The 25,327-nt window shown below is 67.5% G+C and carries 28 protein-coding genes; 17 read left to right on the plus strand and 11 right to left on the minus strand.

Features of this window, described 5'->3' with window-relative positions; translation table 11 throughout:
• The first annotated feature begins 39 nt into the window (after positions 1-39).
• The 3 genes from BLS97_RS16905 to BLS97_RS16915 all read left to right on the plus strand — a co-directional run bounded on the left by BLS97_RS16905 (position 40) and on the right by BLS97_RS16915 (position 1,694).
• Positions 40-774 (plus strand): VOC family protein, encoded by a 735-nt coding sequence (locus BLS97_RS16905; protein WP_090477958.1) that lies wholly within the window; start codon positions 40-42, stop codon positions 772-774.
• Positions 775-884: 110 nt separating this feature from the next.
• Positions 885-1,229, plus strand: a complete 345-nt coding sequence (locus BLS97_RS16910) for a hypothetical protein (RefSeq protein WP_157695482.1) — start codon at positions 885-887, stop codon at positions 1,227-1,229.
• 15 nt (positions 1,230-1,244) lie between these two features.
• Positions 1,245-1,694: a hypothetical protein gene (locus BLS97_RS16915; RefSeq protein ID WP_090477965.1), complete on the plus strand. Its 450-nt coding sequence runs from the start codon at positions 1,245-1,247 to the stop codon at positions 1,692-1,694.
• A 321-nt stretch (positions 1,695-2,015) separates the two neighbouring features.
• Here the strand turns inward: BLS97_RS16915 and BLS97_RS16920 are convergent, their stop codons facing one another.
• Positions 2,016-2,807, minus strand: coding sequence for a prepilin peptidase (locus tag BLS97_RS16920; protein WP_090482478.1), 792 nt, complete (start codon positions 2,805-2,807; stop codon positions 2,016-2,018).
• Positions 2,808-3,201: 394 nt separating this feature from the next.
• Here BLS97_RS16920 and BLS97_RS16925 point away from each other — a divergent pair, with 394 nt between their 5' ends.
• The 8 genes from BLS97_RS16925 (at position 3,202) to BLS97_RS16960 (ending at position 12,089) form a co-directional block, all read left to right on the plus strand.
• Positions 3,202-3,540, plus strand: coding sequence for a competence type IV pilus major pilin ComGC (locus tag BLS97_RS16925; RefSeq protein WP_090477968.1), 339 nt, complete (start codon positions 3,202-3,204; stop codon positions 3,538-3,540).
• Positions 3,541-3,646: 106 nt separating this feature from the next.
• Complete coding sequence (locus BLS97_RS16930; RefSeq protein ID WP_197676227.1) at positions 3,647-4,777, plus strand: type IV pilus twitching motility protein PilT; 1,131 nt, start codon at positions 3,647-3,649, stop codon at positions 4,775-4,777.
• Positions 4,774-6,555 (plus strand): GspE/PulE family protein, encoded by a 1,782-nt coding sequence (locus BLS97_RS16935; RefSeq protein WP_197676228.1) that lies wholly within the window; start codon positions 4,774-4,776, stop codon positions 6,553-6,555. The genes BLS97_RS16930 and BLS97_RS16935 overlap by 4 nt, the downstream gene beginning before the upstream one ends.
• Position 6,556: 1 nt before the next feature.
• Positions 6,557-7,762 carry a type II secretion system F family protein gene (locus BLS97_RS16940; protein ID WP_090477976.1) on the plus strand — a complete coding sequence of 402 codons (1,206 nt, stop codon included), beginning with the start codon at positions 6,557-6,559 and terminating at the stop codon, positions 7,760-7,762.
• The gene (locus BLS97_RS16945) at positions 7,759-8,226 is read left to right on the plus strand and encodes a prepilin-type N-terminal cleavage/methylation domain-containing protein (protein ID WP_090477979.1); all 468 of its coding nucleotides are present in this window, start codon (positions 7,759-7,761) and stop codon (positions 8,224-8,226) included. Before BLS97_RS16940 ends, BLS97_RS16945 begins: the two co-directional genes overlap by 4 nt.
• A complete protein-coding gene (locus BLS97_RS16950; protein ID WP_157695483.1) occupies positions 8,223-8,840 on the plus strand; it encodes a prepilin-type N-terminal cleavage/methylation domain-containing protein in 618 nt (205 codons plus the stop codon). The genes BLS97_RS16945 and BLS97_RS16950 overlap by 4 nt, the downstream gene beginning before the upstream one ends.
• Positions 8,837-10,891, plus strand: a complete 2,055-nt coding sequence (locus BLS97_RS16955; protein ID WP_090477985.1) for a hypothetical protein — start codon at positions 8,837-8,839, stop codon at positions 10,889-10,891. The genes BLS97_RS16950 and BLS97_RS16955 overlap by 4 nt, the downstream gene beginning before the upstream one ends.
• Before the next feature lie 163 nt (positions 10,892-11,054).
• A complete protein-coding gene (locus tag BLS97_RS16960) occupies positions 11,055-12,089 on the plus strand; it encodes an aldo/keto reductase (RefSeq protein WP_090477989.1) in 1,035 nt (344 codons plus the stop codon).
• 246 nt (positions 12,090-12,335) lie between these two features.
• On the opposite strand, the gene BLS97_RS16965 is transcribed toward BLS97_RS16960, so the two are convergent.
• The gene (locus BLS97_RS16965; protein WP_090477994.1) at positions 12,336-12,641 is read right to left on the minus strand and encodes a hypothetical protein; all 306 of its coding nucleotides are present in this window, start codon (positions 12,639-12,641) and stop codon (positions 12,336-12,338) included.
• A gap of 62 nt (positions 12,642-12,703) precedes the next feature.
• Here BLS97_RS16965 and BLS97_RS16970 point away from each other — a divergent pair, with 62 nt between their 5' ends.
• Positions 12,704-13,366: a TetR/AcrR family transcriptional regulator gene (locus BLS97_RS16970; RefSeq protein WP_090477998.1), complete on the plus strand. Its 663-nt coding sequence runs from the start codon at positions 12,704-12,706 to the stop codon at positions 13,364-13,366.
• Positions 13,367-13,391: 25 nt separating this feature from the next.
• On the opposite strand, the gene BLS97_RS16975 is transcribed toward BLS97_RS16970, so the two are convergent.
• Positions 13,392-14,279 carry an SDR family NAD(P)-dependent oxidoreductase gene (locus tag BLS97_RS16975; protein ID WP_090478001.1) on the minus strand — a complete coding sequence of 296 codons (888 nt, stop codon included), beginning with the start codon at positions 14,277-14,279 and terminating at the stop codon, positions 13,392-13,394.
• Between the two features lie 221 nt (positions 14,280-14,500).
• Between BLS97_RS16975 and BLS97_RS16980 the strand changes: the two genes are divergently transcribed.
• The 5 genes from BLS97_RS16980 to BLS97_RS17000 all read left to right on the plus strand — a co-directional run bounded on the left by BLS97_RS16980 (position 14,501) and on the right by BLS97_RS17000 (position 17,499).
• Positions 14,501-15,331, plus strand: coding sequence for a helix-turn-helix transcriptional regulator (locus BLS97_RS16980; protein ID WP_090482484.1), 831 nt, complete (start codon positions 14,501-14,503; stop codon positions 15,329-15,331).
• Between the two features lie 29 nt (positions 15,332-15,360).
• Complete coding sequence (locus tag BLS97_RS16985) at positions 15,361-15,648, plus strand: putative quinol monooxygenase (RefSeq protein WP_090478004.1); 288 nt, start codon at positions 15,361-15,363, stop codon at positions 15,646-15,648.
• Positions 15,649-15,805: 157 nt separating this feature from the next.
• Complete coding sequence (locus BLS97_RS22990) at positions 15,806-15,952, plus strand: hypothetical protein (protein WP_157695484.1); 147 nt, start codon at positions 15,806-15,808, stop codon at positions 15,950-15,952.
• 402 nt (positions 15,953-16,354) lie between these two features.
• Entirely contained in the window at positions 16,355-16,603 is a 249-nt protein-coding gene (locus BLS97_RS16995) for a hypothetical protein (protein ID WP_090478010.1), read from the plus strand.
• Between the two features lie 62 nt (positions 16,604-16,665).
• The gene (locus BLS97_RS17000) at positions 16,666-17,499 is read left to right on the plus strand and encodes a DNA/RNA non-specific endonuclease (protein ID WP_090478012.1); all 834 of its coding nucleotides are present in this window, start codon (positions 16,666-16,668) and stop codon (positions 17,497-17,499) included.
• A gap of 76 nt (positions 17,500-17,575) precedes the next feature.
• On the opposite strand, the gene BLS97_RS17005 is transcribed toward BLS97_RS17000, so the two are convergent.
• From BLS97_RS17005 to BLS97_RS17040, 8 genes are all read right to left on the minus strand, one after another.
• Positions 17,576-18,205, minus strand: a complete 630-nt coding sequence (locus BLS97_RS17005) for a peptidoglycan-binding domain-containing protein (protein ID WP_197676230.1) — start codon at positions 18,203-18,205, stop codon at positions 17,576-17,578.
• 138 nt (positions 18,206-18,343) lie between these two features.
• Positions 18,344-19,156 (minus strand): SDR family NAD(P)-dependent oxidoreductase, encoded by an 813-nt coding sequence (locus BLS97_RS17010; RefSeq protein WP_197676231.1) that lies wholly within the window; start codon positions 19,154-19,156, stop codon positions 18,344-18,346.
• A complete protein-coding gene (locus BLS97_RS17015; protein ID WP_090478018.1) occupies positions 19,144-20,247 on the minus strand; it encodes a zinc-binding dehydrogenase in 1,104 nt (367 codons plus the stop codon). The genes BLS97_RS17010 and BLS97_RS17015 overlap by 13 nt, the downstream gene beginning before the upstream one ends.
• 83 nt (positions 20,248-20,330) lie before the next feature.
• Positions 20,331-21,272, minus strand: a complete 942-nt coding sequence (locus BLS97_RS17020) for a sugar kinase (protein WP_090482491.1) — start codon at positions 21,270-21,272, stop codon at positions 20,331-20,333.
• Positions 21,273-21,321: 49 nt separating this feature from the next.
• Positions 21,322-22,512: a mandelate racemase/muconate lactonizing enzyme family protein gene (locus BLS97_RS17025; RefSeq protein ID WP_090478021.1), complete on the minus strand. Its 1,191-nt coding sequence runs from the start codon at positions 22,510-22,512 to the stop codon at positions 21,322-21,324.
• Positions 22,513-22,546: 34 nt separating this feature from the next.
• Positions 22,547-23,236 (minus strand): bifunctional 4-hydroxy-2-oxoglutarate aldolase/2-dehydro-3-deoxy-phosphogluconate aldolase, encoded by a 690-nt coding sequence (locus tag BLS97_RS17030; RefSeq protein ID WP_197676233.1) that lies wholly within the window; start codon positions 23,234-23,236, stop codon positions 22,547-22,549.
• Between the two features lie 88 nt (positions 23,237-23,324).
• A complete protein-coding gene (locus tag BLS97_RS17035) occupies positions 23,325-24,329 on the minus strand; it encodes a Gfo/Idh/MocA family protein (protein ID WP_090478027.1) in 1,005 nt (334 codons plus the stop codon).
• Positions 24,326-25,294, minus strand: coding sequence for an aldo/keto reductase (locus tag BLS97_RS17040; RefSeq protein ID WP_090478030.1), 969 nt, complete (start codon positions 25,292-25,294; stop codon positions 24,326-24,328). The genes BLS97_RS17035 and BLS97_RS17040 overlap by 4 nt, the downstream gene beginning before the upstream one ends.
• Positions 25,295-25,327: the final 33 nt, after the last annotated feature.

Genomic DNA, 25,327 nt, shown 5'->3' on the forward strand with positions numbered 1-25,327 from the left:
AGGTGCCCGCTTCCGACGGTGCTGTGCCAGGCTGGAGCCATGACCGACGATCCTCGCAAGTCCGACCGCGCGCTGACCCGGACCGCCGCATCGATCGCCGTCGAGGCCATCGGATGGCGTTACCTGCTGGGCACTCTGGCCACCTCGGTGCCGGTCGGAACGCTGGCCGACGCGCTTCGGTTGGCCGATGTGGCTACGGCCGCGTGCGGCGACCGGGCCGACGGGCATCTTCGGCTCGACCTGCGACCGGATCGGCTCGAATTGTCGTTGCAGACCCGGAAGTCCGGGTTCGTCAGTGAGGTCGACGTCGACCTGGCCCGGTCCGTGTCGGCCGCGGTCACCGCCGCCGGCGGGGTGCCCGGCGGCGCGACCGCGGCCGAGGTGTCGCGTCCGGTGCAGATGCTGGAGATGGCCATCGATGCGATGGACATACCCGCCGTCCGCCCGTTCTGGAAGGCCGTGATGGCCTACGCCGACGAGCCGGGGTACGACGACCCGGCCGACGCGATCGTCGATCCGACCGGACAGCTGCCGGCGATCTGGTTCCAGCAGATGGACCGGCCCCGGCCCCAGCGCAACCGTGTGCACTTCGACATCACGGTGGCCCACGACGAGGCGCAGCCCAGGGTCGACGCGGCGCTCGCCGCGGGTGGCGTGCTGGTCAGCGACGCCGCGGCCCGATCGTTCTGGGTGCTGGCCGACGTCGAGGGCAACGAGGTCTGCGTGTGCACCTGGACCGATCGGGACGAGCGGGAAGCCGCCCGTCAGGTCTGAGCGGTCCGGAACCGCAGGTCGGGCCGGCCGATCGGGACGAACGCGAGCACCGGAACGGCGGCGTTGACACCGGTGAGGGGCGCTGCCAGGATCGGCCGCAGGAGGCAACCATGACGACCGCGCCACGACCATCAGTACCCATGGACGCCAAGGTCGCCACCGACTACGTCCTGAAACGGGTTCCCTCCCATCTACCTTCCTCGGTAGGTCCGACGATCGCGGCGATGGTTCGGCACGGACTGGATGCCGTTCAGGAGCTTCCGGAGGACGAGCAGCCGGCGGCCTGGACGCCGAACCTGTCCCGGCTGGCCGAGGCCTGGGCCCAGAACGGAGATCGGTTCGCCGACGAATTCGGCACCGACGCCGACGAGGCGCCGGCGATCAGGCCGACCACGCCGTCCTCGGTGGAGGCATTGCAGAGGATCGGCGTGTGCATCTGGCCGTTCTGCCCGTGACGCGGGAGCGCACCAATGGCTGACGACATCAGTTGGACGACCCGTTCCATCGACGCGGCCACCGACCTGACGAAGCAGCTGATCACCCTGGCCACCGGGGTCCTGACCTTGACGCTGGCCTTCTACAGCGCCTTCTTCCCCAAACCGGCCGACGGCCAGCTGATCGCGTCGGTCACCGAGAAACGACTGCTCGGCGGCGCCTGGTTCCTGCTGATCCTGTCGATCCTGCTGGGGATCCTCGTCCTCGGGTCGATCACGGGTTCACAGACCGAGTCGGCCGTTCTGGCCGACGACCCGAATTCGGCCACCGCGGCCCGGATCCGGGCCAAGCGCGGCCTGGCCACCGGCGTGGTGCCCATGCCGTCCGCGAGCTCGACCGGAACGAAATTGCTGGGTATCGGGCAGTGGGTGGTGTTCGTCGGCGGGCTCGTCCTGGTCGTCGCGGCTGCGTTGTCCGTGTTGTAGGACATGTCCGCGTCGAGCCGGCGGGCCCGGTCAAGGTGACGATTCCGGGTCGCGACTTTCGAGTTGGGCACGACGGGCGCTCCTTGCCTCTTGAGAACTCAGGCCAGGCCACCGGTGTGAATTCACGTCCCAGAAATCCAGCTTGGAAGTGCTTTGTGCGAGCTGCCGGTGCGACGCGGGCCGACGACGGAATTGCCTGGGGCGCACTGGATCGCGGCGTACAGCGACGAGGGCGACGCGGTCGGAGATGGGCCACGATGGCCCGCACCGGCTGTGGACCAGGTCGTTCCTTCGTCGCCGTTGGCCTGGTTCACCGCCGGCTCAAACTTGGCCCATCGCCCGCAGGTACAACTGCGCCAACGGATCTCCGACAAATATGGCCAGAATGGCGCCGGTGATCATGAACGGACCGAAGGGCAACGCACTCTTCCGAGTGCCCCGACCGGCGGCCAGGACGGCGATTCCAACGATTGCACCGAGCAGGAAGCCGCCGAAGGCACCGATAATCAGCGCGGCCCACGAGAGGTACCCGAGAATCGCGCCGAGGATGCCGGCCAACTTGACGTCGCCCATGCCCATGCCGGCGGGATGGATCACCGCGAGTAGAAGGTAGAAGGCAAACAACGCCACGCCGCCGGCTCCAGCCCGGGCCAGCGCCGACCAGTCGTGGGTCCACAGTGATGCGCCGGCCAGCAAGCCGGCAATGATCACGTAGGAGGGCAATATGATGACGTTGGGCAGCCGTCGATGGTCCAGGTCGATCATGGCCAGCGTCACGCCGACGGCGGCCAGGTATGCGTAGGCCGGCAATGCTGGAAGCAGTTGCAGGGCCGACAGTCTCAGGCACAGGCCGGCGAACAGCAGGGCAGTCGTCAGTTCCACCAGGGGATAGCGGACGCTGATCGTGGAACCGCAGTCCGCGCATCGGCCGTGGAGCAGCAGCCAGCCGAGGACCGGAATGTTGTGCCTGGCCCGAATTGGCTCCCCGCAAAGCGGGCAGTGCGACGCGGGCGCAATCAGCGATTCCTGGCGCGGCGTCCGATAGATCACCACATTCAGGAAAGACCCGATCGCCAATCCGAACAGGCCCGAAAGGACTGCCACCAGGGGCACGGTCGCCTCCGTTCCGGTTGGAGCCAACACCATAACCTGCCTGTCCGACGGTCGCTGTCGGGCAACGCATGCCAATGTGATGACGGATAGCCGATGCTCGGACTCGTTAGGAAAGCCATGCACGGCAGAAGTCGCCGCTGTGAGGACCAGGCACTAGGCTGAAAATGGCTAACAAACTCTGAAGAGTGAACACGCTAGTCATTCCGGACACTGTGTGTCACAGTTCCCGAACACGTACAGCGACTGATCCAGTGACGGAGCTGCAGACCCGTTCCGGATGGAGTCACCGTCCGGTGCTTTGGCCGTCCGGCCCCATCGACGTTTCGCGACAACTCTTCACCAGCCCGTTCCACCGTGCTGACTCACACTAAAACCGCCGAAGAAGGAGACCGTCATGCTCGCTACCGCCCGCAAGATGAGGGAAGAAGAAGAAGGCTTCACCCTCATCGAGCTCCTCATCGTCATCGTCATCCTCGGCGTGCTGTCCGCCGTGGTCGTGTTCTCCGTCGGCGGCATCACCGACCGCGGCAAGGCCGCCGCCTGCGCCGCGGACGTATCGACCGTGACCGTGGCCGGAGAGGCGTACATCGCCCAATCGCCCATCGGTGCGGTCGCTGCCACTATGGGCGACCTCCAGACGGCTGGGTTCCTGCACTCGGTCCCGACCGACGTCACGTACAAGGTCGACGCCGCCGGGAAGAACTTCACCGTGGCCGCAGGCGCAGGCTGCTGACCGCTGACGACGGGAGGACCGGTGAAATCACCCGCCCTCCCGTCGTGGTCCGCGCACTTCAAGTCCCGCCAGCACCAGCATCGAGTAGATCCGGGGAGGATTCTTCATGACGGAGCCAGACACCGCGGGACCGGCCGCGCCCTCACCGGCGCGAGCGATGGTCGATGCGCTGATCGAGGCCCTGTGGTCGGCGAAGGGCACCGACCTGCTGCTCACCGTCGGGGCATCACCCCAACTCCGGGTCCACGGCGCCTTGCACCCGGTCCACGGCTCCGCGGTACTGACCGACGAGGACACGCGGAGCCTGCTGGCCGCCATCCTCAGCGACGAGCAACTCGATCACTACGTCCCCGGGGCAGAATTCGACTTCTCCTTCTCCTGGCGCGATCTCGGCCGGATTCGCGGCAACGCCTTTCAGCAGCAGGGCCACACCGCGATCGCGCTGCGCCTGATCCCGCAGGCCGTCCCGACCATGGCCCAGCTGGGTCTCCCCTCGGTGCTGAACGAGTTCACCCGGCGGCACCAGGGCCTGGTGCTGATCACCGGTCCCACCGGCTCGGGAAAGTCGACCACCCTGGCCGCGATGATCCATCAGATCAACACCGACCGGGCGTGCCACATCATCACCATCGAGGATCCGATCGAGTACGTCCACCACCACCGCCGGTCGATCGTGAGCCAGCGTGAGGTCGGCACCGATACCGCGTCGTTCCCGGACGCACTCCGGTCTGCACTGCGCGAGGACCCGGACGTGCTCCTGGTCGGCGAAATGCGGGATCTGGAGTCGATTCGTTTCGCGCTGACCATCGCCGAGACCGGCCATCTGGTGTTCGCAACTCTGCACACGAACGACACGGCCCAGGCGCTGGCCCGGATCGTCGACGTGTTCCCGGGAGAGCAGCAGTCGCAGATCCGGGTTCAACTGGCGGCCGCCCTGTCCGGCATCGTCTACCAACGCCTGCTGCCCCGCGTCGACGGCGGCATGATCGCCGCCTACGAAGTGCTGGTGGCCAATCCGGCGGTCCGCAACCTGATCAAGGACGGCAAGAGCCACCAGCTGCGGAACTGCCTGGTAACCGGGCAGAAGGAGGGCATGATCACCTTCGAGCAGTCGCTGAGCGGTCTCGTCCAGAGTGGTCTGGTCAGCTACGCGGAGGCCGTCGCGCGCAGCCTGTACCCGAAAGATGTTGAGGCGCCTCGCCCGGCGTACGTGCAAGGGAGCGTGTTGTCGGCATGAAACTCAGTCGCCACCGGGCCCCGGCGCCGGCCGCGCCGGCTCGCGAGGCCGCGCCGGTCACGCGGGAGATCACCGACCTGTCGGTCGACCCGGCCGGCCGCCGCATCGGCGAGATGCTCGTGGCCGCCCAACTTGTCACGGCCGAGCAGATCACCACGGCGCTGACCGCACCGGCCACGAGAAGCGGCAAGCGGCTGGGCGAGGTGCTCATCCAGTTGGGCTCGCTGCAGGCCCGGGAGCTGCTCGGGGTCCTCGCCGAGCAGAAGTCATTGCCCCTGATCGATCTGCGGCGGGTCACACCCGCGCCCGACGCGATCGCGTTGCTGACCGAGGCGCAGGCGCGCGCGCTCACCGCCATCGCCATCGAGATCCGAACGGACGACGTGCTGATCGCGATCGCGGATCCATCCGAGGCGGCCATGACGGCGATTCGCGAAGCCCTCGCGCGGCCGGTCAGCTTCGGGCTCGCCGCCAGGGCCGAGATCCTCACCGCGGTGGGGAACAGCTACCGCGCACTGACCGGTCTGGATTCGCAGGTCAAGGCGTTCGAGGTCCAGGACTCCGTCCGCAAGGACAGCGCCCGCATGGACAGCGCGATCGCCAGCGACGATGCACCGGTGGTCCAGGTGGTGCAGAAGGTCATCACCCAGGGCCTGCGCGACCGCGCATCGGACATCCACATCGAGCCACAGGAGGATCGCGTCCGGGTCCGCTACCGGGTCGACGGCGCGCTGCACGACGTGCTCATGCTGCCGAAGTCGATGGGGCCGGCGGTGGTCAGTCGGATCAAGATCCTCGGCGGCATGAACATCGTCGAACGACGGCGATCCCAGGACGGCCAGATGGCCATGGAGATCGAAGGCCGTGCGGTCGACATCCGGGTGGCCACCACCGCCACGATCTGGGGCGAGAAAGTCGTCCTGCGGCTGCTGGACAAGAGCCGTCCGCTGTTCCGGCTGGCCGAGCTCGGCATGCCGGCGGACACGGCCGAGCGGTATTCCGCGCTGCTGCACTCCCCGTACGGCATGGTGATCTGCGCCGGACCGACCGGATCCGGCAAGACCACCTCGCTCTACGGTTCGCTGGGTGAGATCAACAGCCCGGACCAGAACGTGATGACCATCGAGGACCCGGTGGAGTACACCTTTCCCTCGATCAACCAGATCCAGATCAACGAGCAGGCCGGAATCACCTTCGCCGGAGGCCTGCGGTCGATCCTGCGCCAAGATCCCGACGTCATCCTGGTCGGCGAGATCCGCGATGTCGAGACCGCAAGGATCGCCGTGCAATCGGCGCTGACCGGACATTTCGTGCTGTCCTCGGTGCACGCGACGGACTCCGTCTCGGCGCTTCACCGGCTCATCGACATGGGCATCGAGACCTTCCTGGTGGCCTCGTCCATCACCGCGATCGTGGCCCAACGGTTGGTCCGACGGATCTGCCACTACTGCCGCACCGGGTATCAGCCGGCCCCGGAGGAACTCGAGTTCCTCAAGGTGGCGGGCGGGGCGGTCCCGGCCGAAGGGTTCTTCCACGGCGAAGGCTGCAACTTCTGCGCCCAGACGGGCTATCTCGAACGGATCGGGGTCTACGAGCTGCTCACCGTCACCGACTCCATCCGGGACATGATCCTGGACCGGCGCTCGCACGACGACATGCGCAAGGTGGCTCGCTGCGAGGGCATGCGGACCCTGCTGGAGGAGGCCGCCCGCTTGGTCGAGAACGGGACCACCACGGTGTCCGAGATCATGCGGTCCATCTACGCGGTGGGAGGCTGACGTGGCCCGTTTCGCCTATGTGGCAACCGACCCGGTCGGCGGCACCGTGCAGGGCATTCAGAAGGCGGACAGCCGGGAAGCGGCCGAGATCGCGTTGTTCGAAAAGCAATTCCGCGAGATACGGGTCACCGAGCAGACCAGCTTTCTGCAGCGGGACATCACCGAGCCGAAGATAAAGCGCGAAGAAGTAATGCACCTGTCGCGCCAACTCGCGGCCTTCATCCGGGCCGGCCTTCCGCTCCTGGACTCGATCTCGACGCTCGGCGAGGACGCGGGCAACAAGTCGGTCAAGAAGATGATGGCGACCATCGAGGAATTTCTTCGGCGCGGTGAGACCTTGTCCGACTGCGTGGACCGCTATCCGAAGGTCTTCCCGGACTACTACCGCGGCATCCTGCGGTCGGCCGAGCTGACCGGTCAGCTGGACACCGTGCTGGACCAGCTCGCGTCCTATCTCGAACGTGATCTGGAGGCCCGTCGGAAGATCAAGTCCGCCTCCATCTACCCGGGCATCATCCTGCTGATGTCGCTCGGCACGGTCGTCGTCCTGGCCGCGTTCGTGCTGCCGCGGTTCAAGGTGTTCTTCGCGAGCCTGGACGCGAGACTGCCGCTGCCCACCCGCATGCTGCTGGCCGTCACCGACTTCTTCGGCTCGTGGTGGTGGGCGATCCTGATCGGGCTGGGTGCCGTCCTCGCCGGATTCCTGCTGGCGTTGCAGACCGACGGGGGACGTCATCTGTGGAACAAGATCACCCTGAGCCTGCCGGTGATCGGCGATGCGGTCCAGTTCGCTCTCGTGGAGCGGTTCTGCCGGTTGATGTCCTCGATGATCGGGGCCGGTGTCAACCTGAGCGAGGCGCTGAGCGTGTCCTCGGCGTCCCTCCGGAATTTGGTCTACAACCGGGCACTGGCGGCGGTGGGTGAGCAGATGCTGGAGGGTCAGGGCCTCGCGAAGCCGTTGGCGGACACCAAACTCTTCCCGTCGACTGCGGCCCAGATGATCCGGGTCGGTGAGGAGACCGGCAGTCTGGACGTCCAACTCGAGGTCGCGGCCCGGTACTACGAGCGGGAGCTGGACTACAAGATCAAGCGGGTGACCGCGCTGTTCGAGCCGGCCGTGATCATCGCCATGGGTCTGGTCGTCGGGTTCGTCGCCCTCGCGCTGGTGTCGGCGATGTACGGGGTGTTCAACCAGGTCAAGACATGAGCCGAATTCCGGGCCCGGCCAACGGTGAGCGCGGCGAATCCCTGATCGAACTGCTGGTGGCCCTGACGCTGCTCGGCCTCGCCGTCGTCGCGATCGTGTCCGGATTGGCCACCGGCGTCGTGCTGTCCGACGTGCACCGCAAGGAGGCGACGGCCGGGGCCGAGGTTCGCAGTTTCGCCGAGATGATCGACAAGACGGTGGCCGGTGGGGGCGGCGGGTACGTCGCCTGCGCCACCACCGGGACCTACACCAGCGGGTACGTCCCACCGGCGGGCTACCTCAGCGCTGTCACGGCGGTGGCCTACTGGACCGGGACCACCTGGTCGTCCACCTGCTCCGCGCCGGACACCGGTTTGCAGAAGTTGTCGCTGAAAATCTCCAGCAATGACGGTCGCGCGTCGGAGACGTTGGATCTGATCATCCGCAAGCCGTGCGGACCCGCACCCCAGCCGGCGTGCACATGACCGCGCGGCGGAGTGCCGCCACCGACGACGGGTTCACCCTGATCGAATTGTTGGTCAGCGTTGCCATCCTGGGCCTGATCCTGCTGCCGGTCTCGAACGCCTTCATCGGCGTGCTCCGGAACGTCGACGCGACCTCGGCGCGAATGGTCGCCTCGCATTCGGCGCAGTTGAGTGCGACCTACTTCGCCCAGGACGTCGCCGGGGTGGGGGTGCACGACTACACCGCGAGCGGGGCCCCGATGGCCACGTCGGTGTTGACGAGTGGGGACGCCGGATCGACCTGTGGCGACGGCGGCACGGGCGCGACGGTGCGGTTCCTGTCCGACGCCTACGACAACACGGTCAGCCCGCCCGCCCTGCACCGAGCGGTCGTGTCCTGGGCGGTGGTGACGGTCGCCGGGGACAACCAGATGGTGCGGAGCCGATGCGTGGACGGCTCTCTCGTCTCGCAACTGACCCTCGCGCAGAACGTCGTGGGAAGCCCGGCGGTGACCTGCTCGTCGACCTGCGACGCCCTGCCGCTCCCGCAGACCGTGAGGCTCTCGTTCTCGGTCGCGCCGCCGAGCGCCGCGCTCTATGCCATCTCGCTCACCGGAGACCGGAGACAGACATGAAACGGGCCCGCAGCTGCAGTGATGACAGCGGTGCCGCCCTGATCGTGGCGCTGATCATCGTCACCGTCTTCGGCCTGATCATCGGAGCGACGCTGACGTTCGCGGACACCAGCATCCGCGCCACCGTGCAACTTCGCGATCAGGGCGCCGTCGCGTATGCCGCCGACGGAGCCACCAAGGCCGCGGTGAACAGCATCCGGAACTCCACCTTCACCGGCACATCAGGTCAGTGCTTCGGGGCGTCGGGCACGTTGAACCTCGCCGGCTTCTACGCGGCCAGGTCGGCCGCGGTGACCTGCGCACCGAGCCCGGGCTCCAGGGTGCGGGTCGCGTGCACGTCCTTGACCAACTGCAACCGTCCGGGGGCCGCCATCCTCACCCTGGGCAACATCGCCGGGGAGGATGGGCTCTACGTCAAATCGAACACCGGGGCCGGCTTGCACGTCCACGGCGTCGTCATGTCGAATTCCAACATCAACATCACCAATAGCGCGCTGGCCACCAACACCGGTGTCTACGCCCGCGGCGGAGCGGCGGGGTGTACCGGTCCGGTCACTTCCGACACGAGTCCGCCGACCGCGAAGACCTGCCAGGAATCCTCCGGGAGCGCGTTGAACGTCGATCCGAACTATGCGGCGGAGACGAGTTCCGTGCCCGTCTATCGGCCGGTCCCGGCGTGCCCCGGCGGCTCGAGCGTCACGCTGCAACCGGGCTACTACGATGATGCCGCCGCCCTCACCGCGCTGACCGGCGGGACGTGTACCAACAAGACCTGGTATTTCGCTCCGGGCAACTACTACTTCGATTTCCACAACACGGAGAACCCGGCACTCCCGACGGCCGGTGGCGACGTCTGGACGGTGAGTAACGGCAACCTGATCGCGGGCACCCCGACGGCGGCCGGTTTGCTGGCCACACCGACCATTCCCGGTGGCTGCGTCAATCCGATCGACAGTGCGACCGCTCTCGGTGTTCAGTTCATCTTCGGCAACGACAGCCAGTTGTTCATCAACAACAAGGTGAATGCCGAGTTCTGCGGGACCTACCATGCCGACCGTCCCCCGGTGGTCATGTACGGCCTCAAGACGGGCAGCGAGTCGACGTCGTCGGTCACCGGGCTCAACATGACCACGACCGTGGACGCCGGCCAGTTCACCAATGTGCCGAGAATTGGCGCGGTCGACAATTCTTCTGCGACGTGGGACGGCAAGGTCACCGCGAAGAAGGCCGTCACCGGCACGATGACAGTCGGCGGCTTCGGCCCGGCCGTTGGGTCGATACCGGCGGGTTCGACTCTGAAGTCCGCCACTCTGAGGGTGGTCCACGCATTCAGCGCCGGGGCGGCCGGCACCACGGGCGACACCCGCACCCTACTGGTCACCCCCACCGGCGGGACGGCGCTGGCGGCGGTCAGTTTGCCCGCCGTCACCAGTACCGTGACCCGGACGGACTCGGTGACGCTGCCCTTGGCGGCCTTGAACTCCCTCTCCACCCAGATCCACAACGGCACCTTCACCGGGGTGAATCTGACCTATTCCGCCACGATCGCCGAGTCCGGGACCGAGAGCGTGGACGCCATTCTGCTCGACCTCACGTACGCGGCCCCGGCCTTCCGGGCCCAGAGCGGCTGCATCACCAAAGGCCCGTACGTATCCAACTCCAGCAGCATCTGTGCCTTCATCTCCACGGCCCAATCTCCCAGCACCGTGTTCTACATCCAGGGCACGACGTATGCGCCGCTGGCCGCGTTGGACGTCTCGTTCAACAACCTCACGGAGCAGGTCTTCCGGTTCGGGGTCGTGGCCCGATCGCTGAAGATCTTCGAGACGGCCAGCCTGGCCTTCACCGGCCCGGTCATCGAGGTCCCGGACGATTCGCCTGGCATCGGCTTCGGGGTATTCCTGAGCACCTTCGTCTGCTCCGGTCTCGGGCCCTGCTCGACCTCCGGCATCCCCGACCTCACGGCCCTGGTGACCTTCGTCGACCCGGTGGCCGGGGTCACCGCCGGCCAACGGGAGGTCCACGTACTCAGCTGGGCCGGGTCCAGGTAGCAGAGCGTGCGGTGGCCCCGGGAGTTGACCGGCTCCAAGGCGGCGGTCCCTTTCTGAGTCGGCCTTTCCAGCGGCAGGTGCCGGGCGGGACGAACATCCGGATGCCCCGCGCGAACCGCGACCCCGATGTTTGGGTCCAACCGACACGGAGTATTACAGAGACATGGAATATCGACTTCTGGGACAGAGTGGTTGTGCGGTGTCTCGGCTCACGCTGGGCACCATGACCTTCGGGCGAGAGAGTGCAGAGGACGTGGCGCACGCTCAACTGGACCGATTCATGGAGGTGGGCGGCAATCTGATCGACACGGCCGACGTGTACGGAGCGGGTGCCTCGGAGGAGATCATCGGGCGGTGGCTGGCGAATCGTCCGGCATCCGTGCGGGATCAGGTGGTGCTGGCCACCAAGGGCCGGTTCCCGATGGGGGAGGGGCCGAACGATCTCGGGCTCACTCGCCGGCACCTGCAACGGGCCCTGGACGACTCATTGCGACGACTGGGGGTCGACTGTGTGGACCTCTACCAGGTGCACAGCTTCGATCCGCTCACGCCGCTGGCCGAGACTCTCGGCACCCTCGACGATTTCGTCCACCAGGGAAAGATCCGGTACGTCGGTCTGTCGAACTTCACCGGGTGGCAGGTGCAGAAGGCCGTCGCCACTGCGGCCGCGCTGGGTCTGCAGCTGCCGGTGACGTTGCAGCCGCAGTACAGTTTGCTGGTGCGCGAGCTCGAGTGGGAGATCGTGCCGTCGTGTCTGGACGCCGGGCTGGGCTTGCTGCCCTGGTCACCGCTGGGCGGTGGTTGGTTGACGGGCAAGTACACCCGCGACAACCGCCCAACCGGCGCCACTCGGCTGGGCGAGAATCCGGATCGCGGCGTCGAGGCCTACGACCGGCGCGCCGGGGCCGATCGGACGTGGGCGGTCATCGACGCGGTCCAGGCCATCGCCGACGCGCGGGGTGTGTCGATGGCACAGGTCGCGCTGGCGTGGCTGGCCGACCGTCCTGCGGTGTGCTCGGTGATTCTCGGGGCCCGGACGGTCGAACAACTGGATGACAACCTGGGCGCCGCCGACCTGCACCTGGACGAAGCGGAGACGGCGTCCCTGGACAAGGCCAGCGACCCGGTTCCGGCTGACTACCCCTACGGCGGGCCAGGAACGGATCAACGGAGCCGCAACATCGTCGGCGGTCGCTGACCGTCGAAGTGCGCGGCGCGCAGGGCTGATCCATTCGGGCGGCCGGCCGGCATTCACGGCGAGCGAGGCATTCCTCGTGTCGCCGAGTCGGCCGGCCGCTCCTGGTTCTGCGTGATGAGTTGGTCATCGGAACGTTCGACAAGAGGCGCCGCGAGCGGGCAAGCGGGCCAGAACTGGTCGACGCGATCCAGCGGACTTACTCAGCCGCATCGGGTTCGCGCCGGCCGCCGGGCGACCGATGGCCGGTCAGGACCAGGCCGGTGCGAGTCCCGCTCCGGCCGCGTGCAGCACATCGAGTTTGTGCACCACGGGTTCACGGGACGGCCGGTGGCCACCGAAAGCCACGTCGACGGCGGGGTGGATTCGCTCCTCGAACGCCCGGGCGCAGGCTTCCTCGGACTCCCAGACGTCGATGTAACGCAGACGCCCGTCCGGCTCGCGAACACACAGGTGGAGCAACTGGCCGGCCAAGGGTTCCGGTCCGAGCTCATCGATGATCCGGCGGTAGAGCGCCTCGTCGATCGGAACGTCCTGGATGTAGGCGTGGACCATGCCGAGCCTCCTGATATATTGATCCGAATAGCTTTCGGATGAATGAGGTGAGAGTACGACGCATGACTGACGAGGTCAAGCCTTCCGGACCCAAGCGCAGCTATCACGCCCCCCGGCGGATGGCGCGAGCCGCGGCGACTCGGCGGGCGGTGCTGCTCGCGTCGCGAGAGTTGTTCGTCAGCAACGGATATGTCGCGACGACCATCGCTGACATCGCCGAACGCGCGCAGGTGTCACCCGACACGATCTACGCCACGGTCGGCCGCAAACCCGCGCTGCTCCGTGAACTCGTGGAAGTCGCGATCTCGGGCACCGACCAGCCCGTGCCGGCCCAGCAACGTGACTACGTCCAGCGCATCGGCGCGGCCGATCGCGCGATCGACAAGCTCGCGATCTACGCGCAGGCCATCGCCGCCATTCAGCAGCGCATGGCTCCGGTGTTCCTGGCCCTTCGCGACGCCGCGGGCACGGACACCGACTGTGCGCATCTCTGGAGCGAGATCGGCCGGCGCCGGGCCGCCAACATGCGGCTTCTGGCCGCCGAACTGCGCGCCACCGGAGATCTGCGGAACGACCTGAGCGACGGCCAGGTCGCCGACATCATCTGGAGCATGAACGGCTCAGAATACTGGGACCTGCTCGTCCGCGAACGGGGCTGGACTCCCGATCAGTTCGCCCACTGGCTGGCCGACGCCTGGATCCGAATACTGCTCGACAGGAACTGACGCAGCGACGGCTGCGCGCATCAGCTCATGCGAGCTCGCCCGACGGCAAAGGGCTGAAGGTGATGCCCAGCAGTCGTTCGGTCGCCGACCAGAGCACCTCGGCCAGGTTGCCATCCCGACCGGCCGCCGCCGGCTGGCCGAGGACGGGGTGCCCCTTCAGGCCGCCGGGCCCGCGCGGGCCGACATAGGAATTTCCGGGGACGTCCTCGGTTGCGGCGTACAGCAACGAGAGTGACGCGGTCGGGATGTCGTTGAACAGAAACCGCAAAGCGTGGGTGATCTTGCCGGACATGGCGTGCCTGGACAGGTTCGTCGAGGCGATGCCCGGATGGGCCACGATGGCCCGGACCGGGCTGTGGGCGAGGTCGAGTCGTCGCTGCAGTTCCAGGCCCAGGAGTGTGATGGCCAGCTTGGAATCTCGGTAGGCGTCGGACTTCTTGTACGGTCGTGCCGTCCCGGCGAGATCATCGAGATGGATCTTGCCCATCCGGTGGAGCTGGGACCCGACGAACACCACCCGGTCGGTGATGTGCGGCAGCAGGAGGTTGGTCAGAGCGAATGGGCCGAGGTAGTTCGTGGCCGCCTGTGACTCGTAGCCGTCCGCCGTGACCGCAAAGGGCACCTCCATGATCCCCGCATTGTTGACGAGTACATCGATGTCCCCGGTCCACTCCGAGGCGAATCGATTCACCGAATTCAGGTCGGCGACGTCCAACTCCCGAACGTCGGTCCGGCCGGCGATCGATTCAGCGGCCTCCCGACCCTTGGCCAATGAGCGCACCGCCAGTACAACGCGGACGCCGGCTGCCGCCAGTTCGGTCGCCGTGCGAAGCCCGAGCCCGGACGAGGCCCCGGTGACCACAACGGTCCGCCCGCTGAGGTTGTGCATGTCCGATCGGTTCCACCTGCTCATGTCTACTTCCTTTCGGCGGCAACGCTCGCAACCGCTTTCGACTGCCGTGTGCCCGGTCTCGCCGGGCCTGTGTTGGTAGTCAAGGGCCGCTCCCATTCCGCAGCAAGGACCCGTTGAAGCACTGATCGGTAAGTCCTGGATAACGTGCCCGCACTGGCTACAGTCGAGGTGGGGCCCGCTGATCGCCGGCGGCCCACTGCGGATGGGCAGGGGTGACCGGGATGGATCGTGGAGCACTGAGCGACTTTCTTCGCTCCCGTCGTCAGGCGCTGCAGCCGGAAGATGTCGGGATTTCGCGGGGGCCGCGGCGACGGACCGCAGGTCTGCGCCGTGAAGAGGTCGCCGCACTCGCCCAGATGTCGCCGGACTATTACGCCCGCCTGGAGAGAGGGACGGGCCCGCAGCCGTCCGAACAGATGGCGGCGGCCATCGCCCGCGGTCTGCGTCTCACGCTGGCCGAGCGGGACCACCTGTTCCTGCTCATCGGTCACGGAGTGGAGCGACGGGTCGCGCGCGGCGACCATGTCAGTCCCGGGTTGATGAGGGTCCTGGACCGGCTGGACGACACGCCGGCGCAGGTGATGGGCGCCATCGGCGAGACCCTGGCCCAGACCCGTGTCGCACGAGCATTGTTCGGCGACCAGACTCGTTTCACGGGTCCGGCCCGTTCCGCCGTCTACCGCTGGTTCACCGACCCGGCCGAGCGCCAGGTGTATGTCGTCGACGATCACGAGTTGCACGGCCGCACGTATACCTCGAAGCTGCGTCAGGCCGTCGCGGAATCCGGCCCCAGATCGCTCGCCGCGACAATGGTCGCCGAGCTGAAGGCGGGCAGCCCGGAGTTCGCCTCGTTGTGGGCCGACCAGGAGGTGGGGCTCAGCTATTCGAGCGAGAAACGGTTGGAGCACCACGAGGTCGGGCGGCTGGACCTGTATTGCCAGACGTTGCTGGACCCGGACCAGGGTCAGACCCTGCTCATATTCACCGCGACGCCAGGCAGTGAGAGCGCCAGCAAGCTCGCCCTGCTCTCCGTTGTCGCCGCCTCGATCTGACCCATCGGCCCGGATGCGATGATTGCACCATGTTCGTCCTCGTGGTGCGGTTCGATCTTCCCGACGCGGCTGCGGCCGAGGCGTTCGACGGCCTGGTGCGCGCTGCGGTACCGGACATCCTGGCCTCCGAGCCGGGAACTCTGACGTACGTCCCTCACGCGGTCCTCGACGAGCCGCTGGCCCGGGTCTTCTACGAGGTGTACCGGGACAAGGCGGCCCACGCCGCCCACGAGGACCGGCCGGCGACGGCTGCGTTCCTGGCCCGGGTGCGCGAGCTCCAGCCCGTCATCCGGGTCGAGGCGATGACGCCGAGGTGATCAACGGCAGCTACTGAGCGATGCGGTCGAAGTCCACGAAGAAGTCGCCCGCCGCGGGGTCGAGGTAGATGAGGCGGCTGGTGTTCGCGAGGCGTTTGCCGGTGGCACCGGACACCAACGGCATCGAGATGCCGATCCTGCGGTTCGCCCTGAGCGTATGGCCCAGAACCTCGCCTCCCAGGACTTCGACCTGACCGATGCGCAGATGACGGAGATTGCCGGCCGGGACACCGGGGAGTCACAGTTCTTCGACCATCACGACCCACAGGGGGTGCGTCAGCTGGGCTGCGGCCGGATCGGCTGACCTGGCCGAGCCGCGGCCGCCGGGCGCACTCGGTGAACCTCGGTGAGCAAGGTCGGTCGGGCAACATCGGTAGCAGCGGGACGTGGGCGGCCCTGGACCGCGGCAATGGATCTTGATGGTCGAACCGGACCGCCGAAGGTCCCAGTTCATTTCCGACTTTGGCCCCTACGGGGGCGGAGCTGGGAGCTGCTGCCATGACAGCTACAGGGGACAGGCAGACAGACGGGAGATCGTCATGAGCGTGAAGACTGATCCTCCGTGATCGAGGCGGGCGCCACCGCAATGTCCAAGTGGTGGGCCACCGCCGGGGCGGGCGCCGTGGCTGTGGCCTGGGGATAGGTCAGGGCGAAATGGCCCACGGACCCACAAGCCCAGCACGTAGCCCTGTGGGTTGCCGGCATCGTGTCCGCGACCATCATTCTGGCGATCGGATACCTTCTCGCATCCGACGTTCAGGCGCGTGCGCGCGCCTCTGTTGCGACCATCAACGCGCGCGCCGCGATCGCCACCGCCATGCTCACCCGCACCCCGTCCGCCGCCCGGACGGACCATCCGTCCAGCCGCGAGAGCGTGAAGGATGGTGCCGGCAAACAGGTTCCGTCAGGGGACGGCCACCAGGTCATCGTCTTCGGCGTCAGCCCCGACCTGTAGGTACTCACCGACTGCCGGGTGCGCGTTCACCGCCCGCCCATTTCTGAGAGTGGGAAACAAGGATGTCTGGAGTCGCGTGTGCCGCCGGGTTCGACGACGGCTTTCTCGGCCTACCGGCCCCCATGCCCACCCCAGCGGCGCCCACGGTGCGCCTGGACTACCTGCATTTCACCGTTCTGTTCCGTACCGACCGAAGGCTGGCTGCCGTGACCGGAGTCAACGTCCACGGCGGCCTGCTGATCGAGATCGAGCGGAAGGAGGACGTCTGGCTGCTGGACCCGCGCGTTCCGGCGGAGCAGCAGGCCGGCCCGGAGTTGTACGTGCGGAACGACTTCGACCGCGGCCATATGGTGCGGCGGCGTGACCCCGGGTGGGGGAGCACGGCCGACGCGCTGGCCGCCAACAACGACACATTCCACTACACGAACGCCGCACCCCAGGCATCGCAACTGAATCAGTCGCCGGAACTGTGGGCCGGCCTCGAGGACTATCTCCTGGTGCACGCCGCCACCTATGAGCAGCGGCTGTCGGTGTTCACCGGCCCCGTACTCGCGGCCGATGATCCGGCCTATCGAGGTGTGCGGGTGCCGCTGCGCTTCTGGAAGATCGCCGCCTGGCTGCAGGGCGACCACCTGGCCACGGCCGGGTACGTGCTGGACCAGACCGAGATGGTCGGCCCGATCCTGGCCGCGGAAGCCGGGCGGGAGGGGGCGCCGCCCCCGATCGGGGCGTTCAGGACGTTCCAGGTGCCGATACTGGACATCGCCGACCTGGCCGGTTCGGCGATGCCGGACCTGATCGCGGCTGATGTGCTGGTTGCTCCGCCTGTGCGGGCCGAAGGCGCGGCCAGGGCCTGGATCCCATTGCATCAGCAATCCGACATGATGCTCAGCTGACATGCCACCACCGCTCCCGCGCAGGGCCTACCGACCGCGGCCCCACCCGGCCGGGCCAGCCCCTCAGCGGGACTGCTCAGCCCGAGAGATAGCCCGAGATCAGCAGCCGCCAGGTCACCGGTCCGACAACACCGTCAACCGTGACGTTCAGATGCCCGAAGTCATTCGCGGCAACGGTTTGGAAAGCGGTGACCCAGGACCGGGTCCTGCTCCCGAAGACGCCATCGACGACCAGCACCGGCGGCCATTCGCGGCCGCCGCGGAAATTCGCCTGGTCCTGTACGGCCTTCACGGCCGAGCCCACACTGCCGTAGCGCACCGTGATGATCACCGACCGCCAGGTCCGGGGCCCGACAATTCCGTCGACCACCAAACCGTGGGCGCTCTGGAAGCTGCGCACAGCCGCGTCCGTCCTGGGGCCGAAGATGCCGTCGACCGCCAGCGTCGCGCCTCGAGCGTCGAGCAGGTACTGCAGTGTGCGAACGGGTTGTCCGACGCTGCCCCGTCGGACAACCGGCCACGCCGGCAGCGGGGCCGGTGTGTCGTCTCCACCGGAGGCGTTCGGCATACCCGCTGCCTGAGCCATCGTCACAACCGCCGGCCCAGGTCCCGCGGGTGCGGAACTGGCCGCGGCGCTGGGCACGGCGAACACCAGACCCACGGCCAAGGCGAGAACCCCGAAGAGTGTGCGAATCCTGATCTTCATGACCACGCCTCCGCGTCCTGAGGCGGCGGACCGCTCCGTCCCGGCTGGCGGAAAGGCCGTGCGCCGATAGGAGTCAGGCTTAGCGGGAGCTCTTGCGGCGGACCAGAGCCGAAAGTCCCGACTCGTGCCCTCAGTCCGTCACGACCAACCGGCGTCGACGACCCAGTTCTGGCCGGTGCACATCCCGCTGTCGGCGGCGCCGAGCCAGAGCACCAGACGAGCGACATCGGCCGGTATCAGCCGACCGGGCAGGCACTGGGATTCATCCAGAATGCGTTCTGTTTGTTCGGTGACGCGTTCCCGCAGCTGGCGTACGGTCATGACCCATCCGGGGATCACGCAATTGACCCGAATGCGGGCCGGGCCGAGTTCACGGGCCAGAGTTCGAGTGAGACCCTCGACCGCGGCCTTGGCCGCGATGTAGGCCGGCATGCCGGTGAACGGTGCGTGAGCGGCGACGGAGCCGAGATTGATGATCGACCCCACTCCGATCTCCCGCATGCCCGGTGCCACAGCTTGGATGGCGAACAAATGGTGGCTCAAGTTCACGGCCAGCAGGTCCGACCATTTGGACGGGTCGATCACGGTGCTGTCATGTCGCTCGTCGTTCGCCGCGTTGTTCACCAGTACCGAGATGGGGCCGATGACGGCGGCGATATCGGCCAGGACCTCCTGGTAGGCCGAGGCCATCCGGACGTCGGCGTGGCGATACAGCGGCCGGCGCAAACCGAGCTGCTCCAGTCGGTCGGCCAGGGCGACCGCTGCGGCGTCGTCGACGTCCGCGAACGCGACCACCGAGCCCTGCCGAGCGAATTGCTCGACAAACTCCGCACCCAGGCCGGATGCGCCGCCGGATACGAATACGACCTGCCCGACCAGACTGGGGTACGAGGCGAAATCGCCGAGCGGAGGCCGCGCGATGCCGGAATTCGGTCCGGTCAGATGCTCCACGGCAGCAACACCCCTCTTCCGACGACGCCTGAGGCCAGGTCCGCATATGCCTGATTGACCTCGTCGAGTCGATATCGCTGTCCCAGCAGGAGATCAAGGGGCAATCGACCCGCTCGGTAGAGGTCGAACAGGCGAGGAAGATCAACGACCGGATTGCTCGAACCGTAAAGGCTCCCCACCACACGCTTCTCGCGCTGGACCAACTGGTTCAGCGGGACCGGCACCACTGCATCCTGATGCCCGAGCCCCACCGCAACCATCGTGCCGCGCGGGCGCAAACAGGCGAACGCGGCGGCCAGGGTGTCCCCACGGCCGACGGCTTCGATCGCGAAGTCCAGGCCCTCTGGGACCAGCGAGGCCAGTTCTGGCCCGACGTCTGATTCACCGGCATTGATCACGGCCGTGGCACCCAGCGTCCGGGCGGCGGCGAGCCGGTCTGCGACCACGTCGACAACGATGATGGGGTTGGCCCCGCTGAGCTTCGCACCCATGACCGCGGAGAGCCCGACTCCACCTGCGCCGAAGATCGCGATCGAACGGCCGGCGCAGGCACCGATCACGTTGAGCACGGCGCCGACACCGGTGATCACCGCGCACCCGGCAATGGCCGCGATCTCGGACGGGATGTCGTCCGGGACGGCCACGACGGCGCGTTCGGACACGACTGCGTACTGGGCGAAGCACGAGACGCCCAGCAGGTGGTGGATGGTCGATCCTCCACCGTGCAGGCGGCTGGTGCCGTCGAGCAGTCCGCCGAACCGCGACTGGACGACCGCTCGCTCGCACATGGCCGGATATCCGGTGACGCAGAAATGGCACTCCCCGCAACGTGGCCGCCATGTCATGCACACCCGTTGGCCGGCTTCGAAACGGGTTACGCCCGGGCCGACCGACTCGATCCGTCCCGCACCCTCGTGACCGACCACGGCCGGCAGCAGGCAGCTCAGATCACCGGAGATGTAGTGCTGGTCGGTGTGGCAGATGCCGGCCGCCTCGACCTTGACCAAGACCTCCCCCGGCCCGGGTGGATCCAGTTCCACGTCCTGGATCGTCAATTTGCTCTTGGCCTGATGCAGCACTGCTGCCAGCATTCGGTGACCTCCCTGATCGTCGATGATGCTTCGGAAGTTGCGGCACGGGTTGACCCCGGATGCCCGCCGGGGAGCGGATCATCTCAGCGTTGTACTGCCTCGGCATCGGTGAGAAGAGCCAGATCACCGTCACGCGGCAGACCCTCCCAATCTCCGGGTGAGAGGCACACGAACGCCGCGTTCCGAACGGCGGCCAGCAATCTCGTCGGCACATCGGCACCCAGAAGGAATTGGTGGAGGTATCCGGCGACGAAAGCGTCGCCGGCTCCGACGGTGTCGACCACGGTGACCGAAATGGCGGGTTGGTCGTACAAGCGGTCGTCGATCACAGCAGTGCAGCCTTGTTCGCCGCGCTTGACCACGACCTGGCCGGCGCCCAGATCAGCCAGTCGGCGCGCCAGGTCCGCGGCTGGGCCCGGACCTACGAGCATGGCCGCCTCGTCCTCACCGGCGAACACGATGTCGGCCTGCGCGGCCAATTCCCGGCAGGCTGCGGTCGCCGTCTCCGGCGACCACAGGGCTCGCCGATAGTTGACATCGAACGAGACAACGGTGCCGGACGCCCGGGCGGCGCGAACCGCCTCGGCCACGGTGCCGGCGGCGGAGGTCGAGAGGGCCGGTGTGATTCCGGAGATGTGCAGTACCCGGGAGGATTCGACGAGTCCGGTCGGGAGGTCACCGGGTCGTAATCGCGAGCCCGCGCTACCGGATCGGTAGTACCAAACCCGTTGATTGAGTGGGGTTCGCCGCTCCTTGATCATCAATCCGGTAGGTGCATTTGCATCCCGGACGGCATGCACGCGCAGGCCCTCCGCAGTGAGCTCGCGGACGATCAGATCGCCCAAGCTGTCATTGCCCACCCGACCGACCCACGCGGCCGAGGTGCCCAGCCGCTGCAGCCCGATCGCCACGTTGCTCTCGGCCCCGCCGATCCCGAGCCTGAGCAAAGGTGTGTGAAACAGCGCGCCCGTGGTCTCGGGGGCCATCAGAGCCATGGTCTCGCCCACGGTGACAACGTCGGACATGCGAAGGTCGAGCAAGGGGCACACCTCATCCATTCCGGTCAGGTCCAATTCAGGCGAAGAAGTCTCGGTCCTCCGGCAGGAGGTAACGCGCGGCCGCTTCGGGTACCAGGGTGACGCCGAGTCCGGGACGGTCCCAGACCGTCACGTGACCATCGCGCACTATGGGGTTGGGTAGCCCGTCCACGATGTCGTACCACCAGGCGGGCTGAGCCACGGGATACTCGAAGGCGATGAAGTTGTCGGGCATGGTTGCGCCGACCTGCACCTGTGCGGCCAGTCCGATGAGGCCGTCCCAGACGCCGTGGGGCGCTACCGACACACCGTGCAGGTGGGCGTATTCAGCGATCCATTTGAGCTCGGCCAGACCGCCGACGTCGGCCGGATCCGGACCGATCACCCGGACCGCTCGCTGCTCGAGCAGTTCGCGGAAGCCCTGGCGCAGGTAGAGCTGCTCACCGGTGTGGATCGGCGTGCTGGTGCTCGTCGTGACATCGCGGTAGCCCGCGACGTCGTTCCAGGGCGTGTAGTCACCCGACAGCAGGTCCTCCAGCCACAGCAGGTTGAGATGCTCCACTCGACTCGCAAAGCGGATGGCGTCGGAGACGGTCCACCCGGGACCGCAGTCCAGGGCCAGGCCGATGCCGTCACCGAGCTCGGCTTTCATGGCCTCGACGCAGGCCACCGCGTGGTCGAGCCCGCGTTCGGTGAGCAACCCGCCGTCCGGGTGCGGGGGTCCGGTGCGAGGGTCGCCGTAGAAGAAGCCGGGCGTGGCGGCGGCCATCGGGCCATGGAAGGCTATGCCCTCCTTGACGATGGTGAAGCCTTCCGGTGCATCGCGGTAGAAGCGCGCGGCCTGCGCGTAGTCCTCTGGCCGCTGACCGGTCATGGGTGCGCGCACGCCGCCGTTGTAGACGCGCACCCGGTCGCGCACCTTTCCGCCGAGGAGCTTGTACACCGGCACACCGGCCGCCTTGCCGGCGATGTCCCACAGCGCCATCTCGATCGCGCTGACCGCGCTGCCCCAGGGTTTGGTCCCTCCGAGACGGCGGATCCGTTGCATCACGCGTTCGACATCCGTGGGGTCCGATCCCAGAAGGTACGGCCCGAAGTGCAGGACCACCGGCTTGAGCCACGGCTTGTACGCCTCGACCTGCCCGTAACCGTCGATACCCTCATCGGTCGTCACCCGAATCGTCGGGTGCTGCCCGATGACCGCGCAGCGCAGTCCGGTGATCTTCATGTGGTGCCGGCATTCCGGGAGCGGGCGGGCGTCGTCATCGGCTCGGGACCCGTTCGAGTGCAGCCGCGTGAAGCCGTGCCCGCCGAGTGATCTCGGACCAGTCACCGCGGTCGATGAGCGGCCGAGGACACAGCTCGCCTCCGACACCGACGGCCCAGGCCCCGGCCTCGAACCAGGCCGCCAGGTTGTTCGAGTCGACGCCGCCGGTCGGTACCGCGCGGAGTTCGGGAAAGGGGCCACGCAGAGCGGACAGGAATGCCGGGCCGCCCAGATTGCCGGGAAAGATCTTGACCGCGTCGGCCCGGTGCTCGCCCGCGAGCAGTACTTCGCTCGGAGTGAGTACGCCCATGAGCGTCGTCAGGCCGGTCTCGGTCATGGCCGAGGCGAGGAGCGGGCGGACACCCGGACTGACCAGGAATTCCGCTCCGGCGTCGGCCGCCTCTTCGACCTGGGGCAGCGCGGTCAGAGTCCCGGCACCGACCACGACCTCGGACCCGAACTCACGTCGGAGCGCTTTCACCGCCGAGGCCGCATCCGGCGTGGTGTAGGTGATCTCGATCGCCCCGACTCCGCCGGCCACCACGGCGACGGCACACCGCAGCGCGCTGTCGGCGCTTCCAGCGCGGATGACCGCGACAATTCCGTGGTCGTGGATGCGGTCCAGCACCTGCGCACGCTGCGCTGCGCCGGGTCGGTCCTGACGGGAGCCGTTCTGCGCGTTCACGTCAGCACCGCGCGCACGAAGCGGACCGGGGACGGGCAGGTTTCCGACACCGAAGCCGGATCACCCTCGGCCCGGCCGAACGTGGCCGTCATGCGGGACCCGATTCGTCGGGGTAGCGCAGACCGATCTGCGCCCTGGCGTCGTCGAGGGTCGCCATGATCGAGCACGTCTCCTCCAGTGACATGACGTCACTGCCGAGCTTTCCTTCCAGGACGCCTCGGGCAACCTCGTCGGCCTGGAACCGGTATCCGGTGCCCTCCAGGGCGGATTCGTGCCTTTCGGTGTGGCCGTCGCGATCGGTCACGGTGAAGGAACTCGGGTGCAGCCAACTGCGGTCAATCTCCAGCCGGGCTGCGTCTCCGGCGATGAGGGCCCGGTTGGACAACCACGCCTGCATGCTGCTGGTGGTTGTCGCGCGGCGTCCGTCGCGATGATCGAGGACCACCGTTGTCTGGGCGTCGACACCCGTGTCGGTGAAGGTGGCGCTGGCCGAGACCGCCTCGGGAGTCCCGAGGACCATCGAGGCGAACGAGATCGGGTAGACGGCAAGGTCGAGCAACGCCCCACCGCCCAGCGCGCGATCGAACATCCGGTGAGCTGGGTTGTGGGCGAAGAAGACACCGTGCTCGGCGGTGACCGCGCGGATGTCTCCCAGCCGGCCCGCCTTGAGCAGCCTGCGGATCTGCGCCATGTGAGGCAGAAACCTGGTCCACATCGCTTCCATCAGGAATGTCCTTCGGGACCGGGCCCGTTCCACCAGATCCCGGGCCTGCGCCGCGGTCACCGTGAAGGGCTTCTCCAGCAGAACGGCCTTGCCGGCGTCGATGGCCGCGGTCGCGACCACGTGGTGGAGGGTGTGTGGCACCGCGATGTACACCGCATCCACGTCGCTACGCCCGAACATCTCGTGCAGATCGCTGTGCCAGTCCGGCGCCCCGACGCGGGCCGCGAATGCCTGACCGCGTTCCGGGCTACGGGAGTGGACAGCGACCAGTTCGTGTCGCTCCGAGAGATGCAGATCCAGTCCGAACCTGGCCGCGACGTTGCCCGTGCCGACCAGAGCCCACCGCAGCCGGGGCCCCGCCGGCGTCATCCGAGCCACGTCTGCGGTGCGGGGCAGGCCTGCTCCAGCTCCGCCCACAGCGATTCCGGCACGATTGTGGTTGCCAGGTCCAACGTCTCGGCCAGGCGCTCCGGCCGCGTGATTCCAACCACGGTGCTGTCGATCCGCGGGTCGAGCAGCGAGAACTGCAGAGCCGCCGCGGCCAGCGGCACACCGGCCCGTTCACAGGCCAGCTGCATCCGCGCGGCACCCTCGCGGATGGCGTCCGACGCTTCCCGGTAGGCATACCTCGGGGCCGCCTTGGGGCCTTTCACCAGCAGCCCACCGCCGAACGGGGCCGCATTCAACACCGCGACACCACGCTCGGCGCAGTCATCGAACAACGGTCCGGCGGATCGGTCCAGCAGGGTCCAGCGGTTGTGCGAGAGAGCCGCCCCGAACACATCGGTGGCCACGAACTTGCGGAGCAGCCCGATCGGACCGCCGGCCACTCCGAGTCGGCCGATGCGGCCTTCTTCCTGGAGGGCGATCAGCGCCTCCACCGGCCCCCGCGGACCCATGGCCTGCTCGAAGGTGATCCGCTCTGGATCATGCAGGAAGACCAGGGGAAAGGTGTCCAGCCCCAATCGCTCGGAACTCTCGTCCAGGGAGCGCCGCACCCTGTCCCCCGAGAAGTCACCAGAGGCGTCCGGATCCACCTTGGTCGTCAGCAACAGGTCGTCGGGCAATCCGCCGAGATCCCGCAGCGCAGCACCGATGCGGCGTTCGCTCTCGCCGGCGCCGTAGCTGTTCGAGGTGTCGACGAATCGGATGGGCCCGGCCAGGACGGCGCGCAGGGTGACCGCGGCCTGCTCGGCGTCCACTCCGTAACCGTAGATGCGCGGAATGCTCCCGAGCGCACTCGTGCCGATGGCCAGCCGCGGAGCGGACAGCCCCGTCCGGCCGAGCGAACGGCGGCCCAGAACGTCGTCGATGGTGAGAGTACCGATGGTCATGAAGTTCCTTCTGTGCGGTAAGACAACGGGTAG

It is taken from the genome of Nakamurella panacisegetis (assembly GCF_900104535.1).
Classification (GTDB): Bacteria; Actinomycetota; Actinomycetes; order Mycobacteriales; family Nakamurellaceae; genus Nakamurella; species Nakamurella panacisegetis.

Bases quoted from the DNA above. Each gene is read 5' to 3' on its own strand.
- BLS97_RS16905 (WP_090477958.1), top strand. From the start codon at position 40: ATGACCGACGATCCTCGCAAGTCCGACCGCGCGCTGACCCGGACCGCC.
- BLS97_RS16910 (WP_157695482.1), top strand. From the start codon at position 885: ATGACGACCGCGCCACGACCATCAGTACCCATGGACGCCAAGGTCGCC.
- BLS97_RS16915 (WP_090477965.1), top strand. From the start codon at position 1,245: ATGGCTGACGACATCAGTTGGACGACCCGTTCCATCGACGCGGCCACC.
- BLS97_RS16925 (WP_090477968.1), top strand. From the start codon at position 3,202: ATGCTCGCTACCGCCCGCAAGATGAGGGAAGAAGAAGAAGGCTTCACC.
- BLS97_RS16930 (WP_197676227.1), top strand. From the start codon at position 3,647: ATGACGGAGCCAGACACCGCGGGACCGGCCGCGCCCTCACCGGCGCGA.
- BLS97_RS16935 (WP_197676228.1), top strand. From the start codon at position 4,774: ATGAAACTCAGTCGCCACCGGGCCCCGGCGCCGGCCGCGCCGGCTCGC.
- BLS97_RS16945 (WP_090477979.1), top strand. From the start codon at position 7,759: ATGAGCCGAATTCCGGGCCCGGCCAACGGTGAGCGCGGCGAATCCCTG.
- BLS97_RS16950 (WP_157695483.1), top strand. From the start codon at position 8,223: ATGACCGCGCGGCGGAGTGCCGCCACCGACGACGGGTTCACCCTGATC.
- BLS97_RS16955 (WP_090477985.1), top strand. From the start codon at position 8,837: ATGAAACGGGCCCGCAGCTGCAGTGATGACAGCGGTGCCGCCCTGATC.
- BLS97_RS16960 (WP_090477989.1), top strand. From the start codon at position 11,055: ATGGAATATCGACTTCTGGGACAGAGTGGTTGTGCGGTGTCTCGGCTC.
- BLS97_RS16965 (WP_090477994.1), bottom strand. From the start codon at position 12,641: ATGGTCCACGCCTACATCCAGGACGTTCCGATCGACGAGGCGCTCTAC.
- BLS97_RS16970 (WP_090477998.1), top strand. From the start codon at position 12,704: ATGACTGACGAGGTCAAGCCTTCCGGACCCAAGCGCAGCTATCACGCC.
- BLS97_RS16975 (WP_090478001.1), bottom strand. From the start codon at position 14,279: ATGAGCAGGTGGAACCGATCGGACATGCACAACCTCAGCGGGCGGACC.
- BLS97_RS16980 (WP_090482484.1), top strand. From the start codon at position 14,501: ATGGATCGTGGAGCACTGAGCGACTTTCTTCGCTCCCGTCGTCAGGCG.
- BLS97_RS16985 (WP_090478004.1), top strand. From the start codon at position 15,361: ATGTTCGTCCTCGTGGTGCGGTTCGATCTTCCCGACGCGGCTGCGGCC.
- BLS97_RS22990 (WP_157695484.1), top strand. From the start codon at position 15,806: ATGGCCCAGAACCTCGCCTCCCAGGACTTCGACCTGACCGATGCGCAG.
- BLS97_RS17000 (WP_090478012.1), top strand. From the start codon at position 16,666: ATGTCTGGAGTCGCGTGTGCCGCCGGGTTCGACGACGGCTTTCTCGGC.
- BLS97_RS17005 (WP_197676230.1), bottom strand. From the start codon at position 18,205: ATGAAGATCAGGATTCGCACACTCTTCGGGGTTCTCGCCTTGGCCGTG.
- BLS97_RS17015 (WP_090478018.1), bottom strand. From the start codon at position 20,247: ATGCTGGCAGCAGTGCTGCATCAGGCCAAGAGCAAATTGACGATCCAG.
- BLS97_RS17020 (WP_090482491.1), bottom strand. From the start codon at position 21,272: ATGTCCGACGTTGTCACCGTGGGCGAGACCATGGCTCTGATGGCCCCC.
- BLS97_RS17025 (WP_090478021.1), bottom strand. From the start codon at position 22,512: ATGAAGATCACCGGACTGCGCTGCGCGGTCATCGGGCAGCACCCGACG.
- BLS97_RS17035 (WP_090478027.1), bottom strand. From the start codon at position 24,329: ATGACGCCGGCGGGGCCCCGGCTGCGGTGGGCTCTGGTCGGCACGGGC.
- BLS97_RS17040 (WP_090478030.1), bottom strand. From the start codon at position 25,294: ATGACCATCGGTACTCTCACCATCGACGACGTTCTGGGCCGCCGTTCG.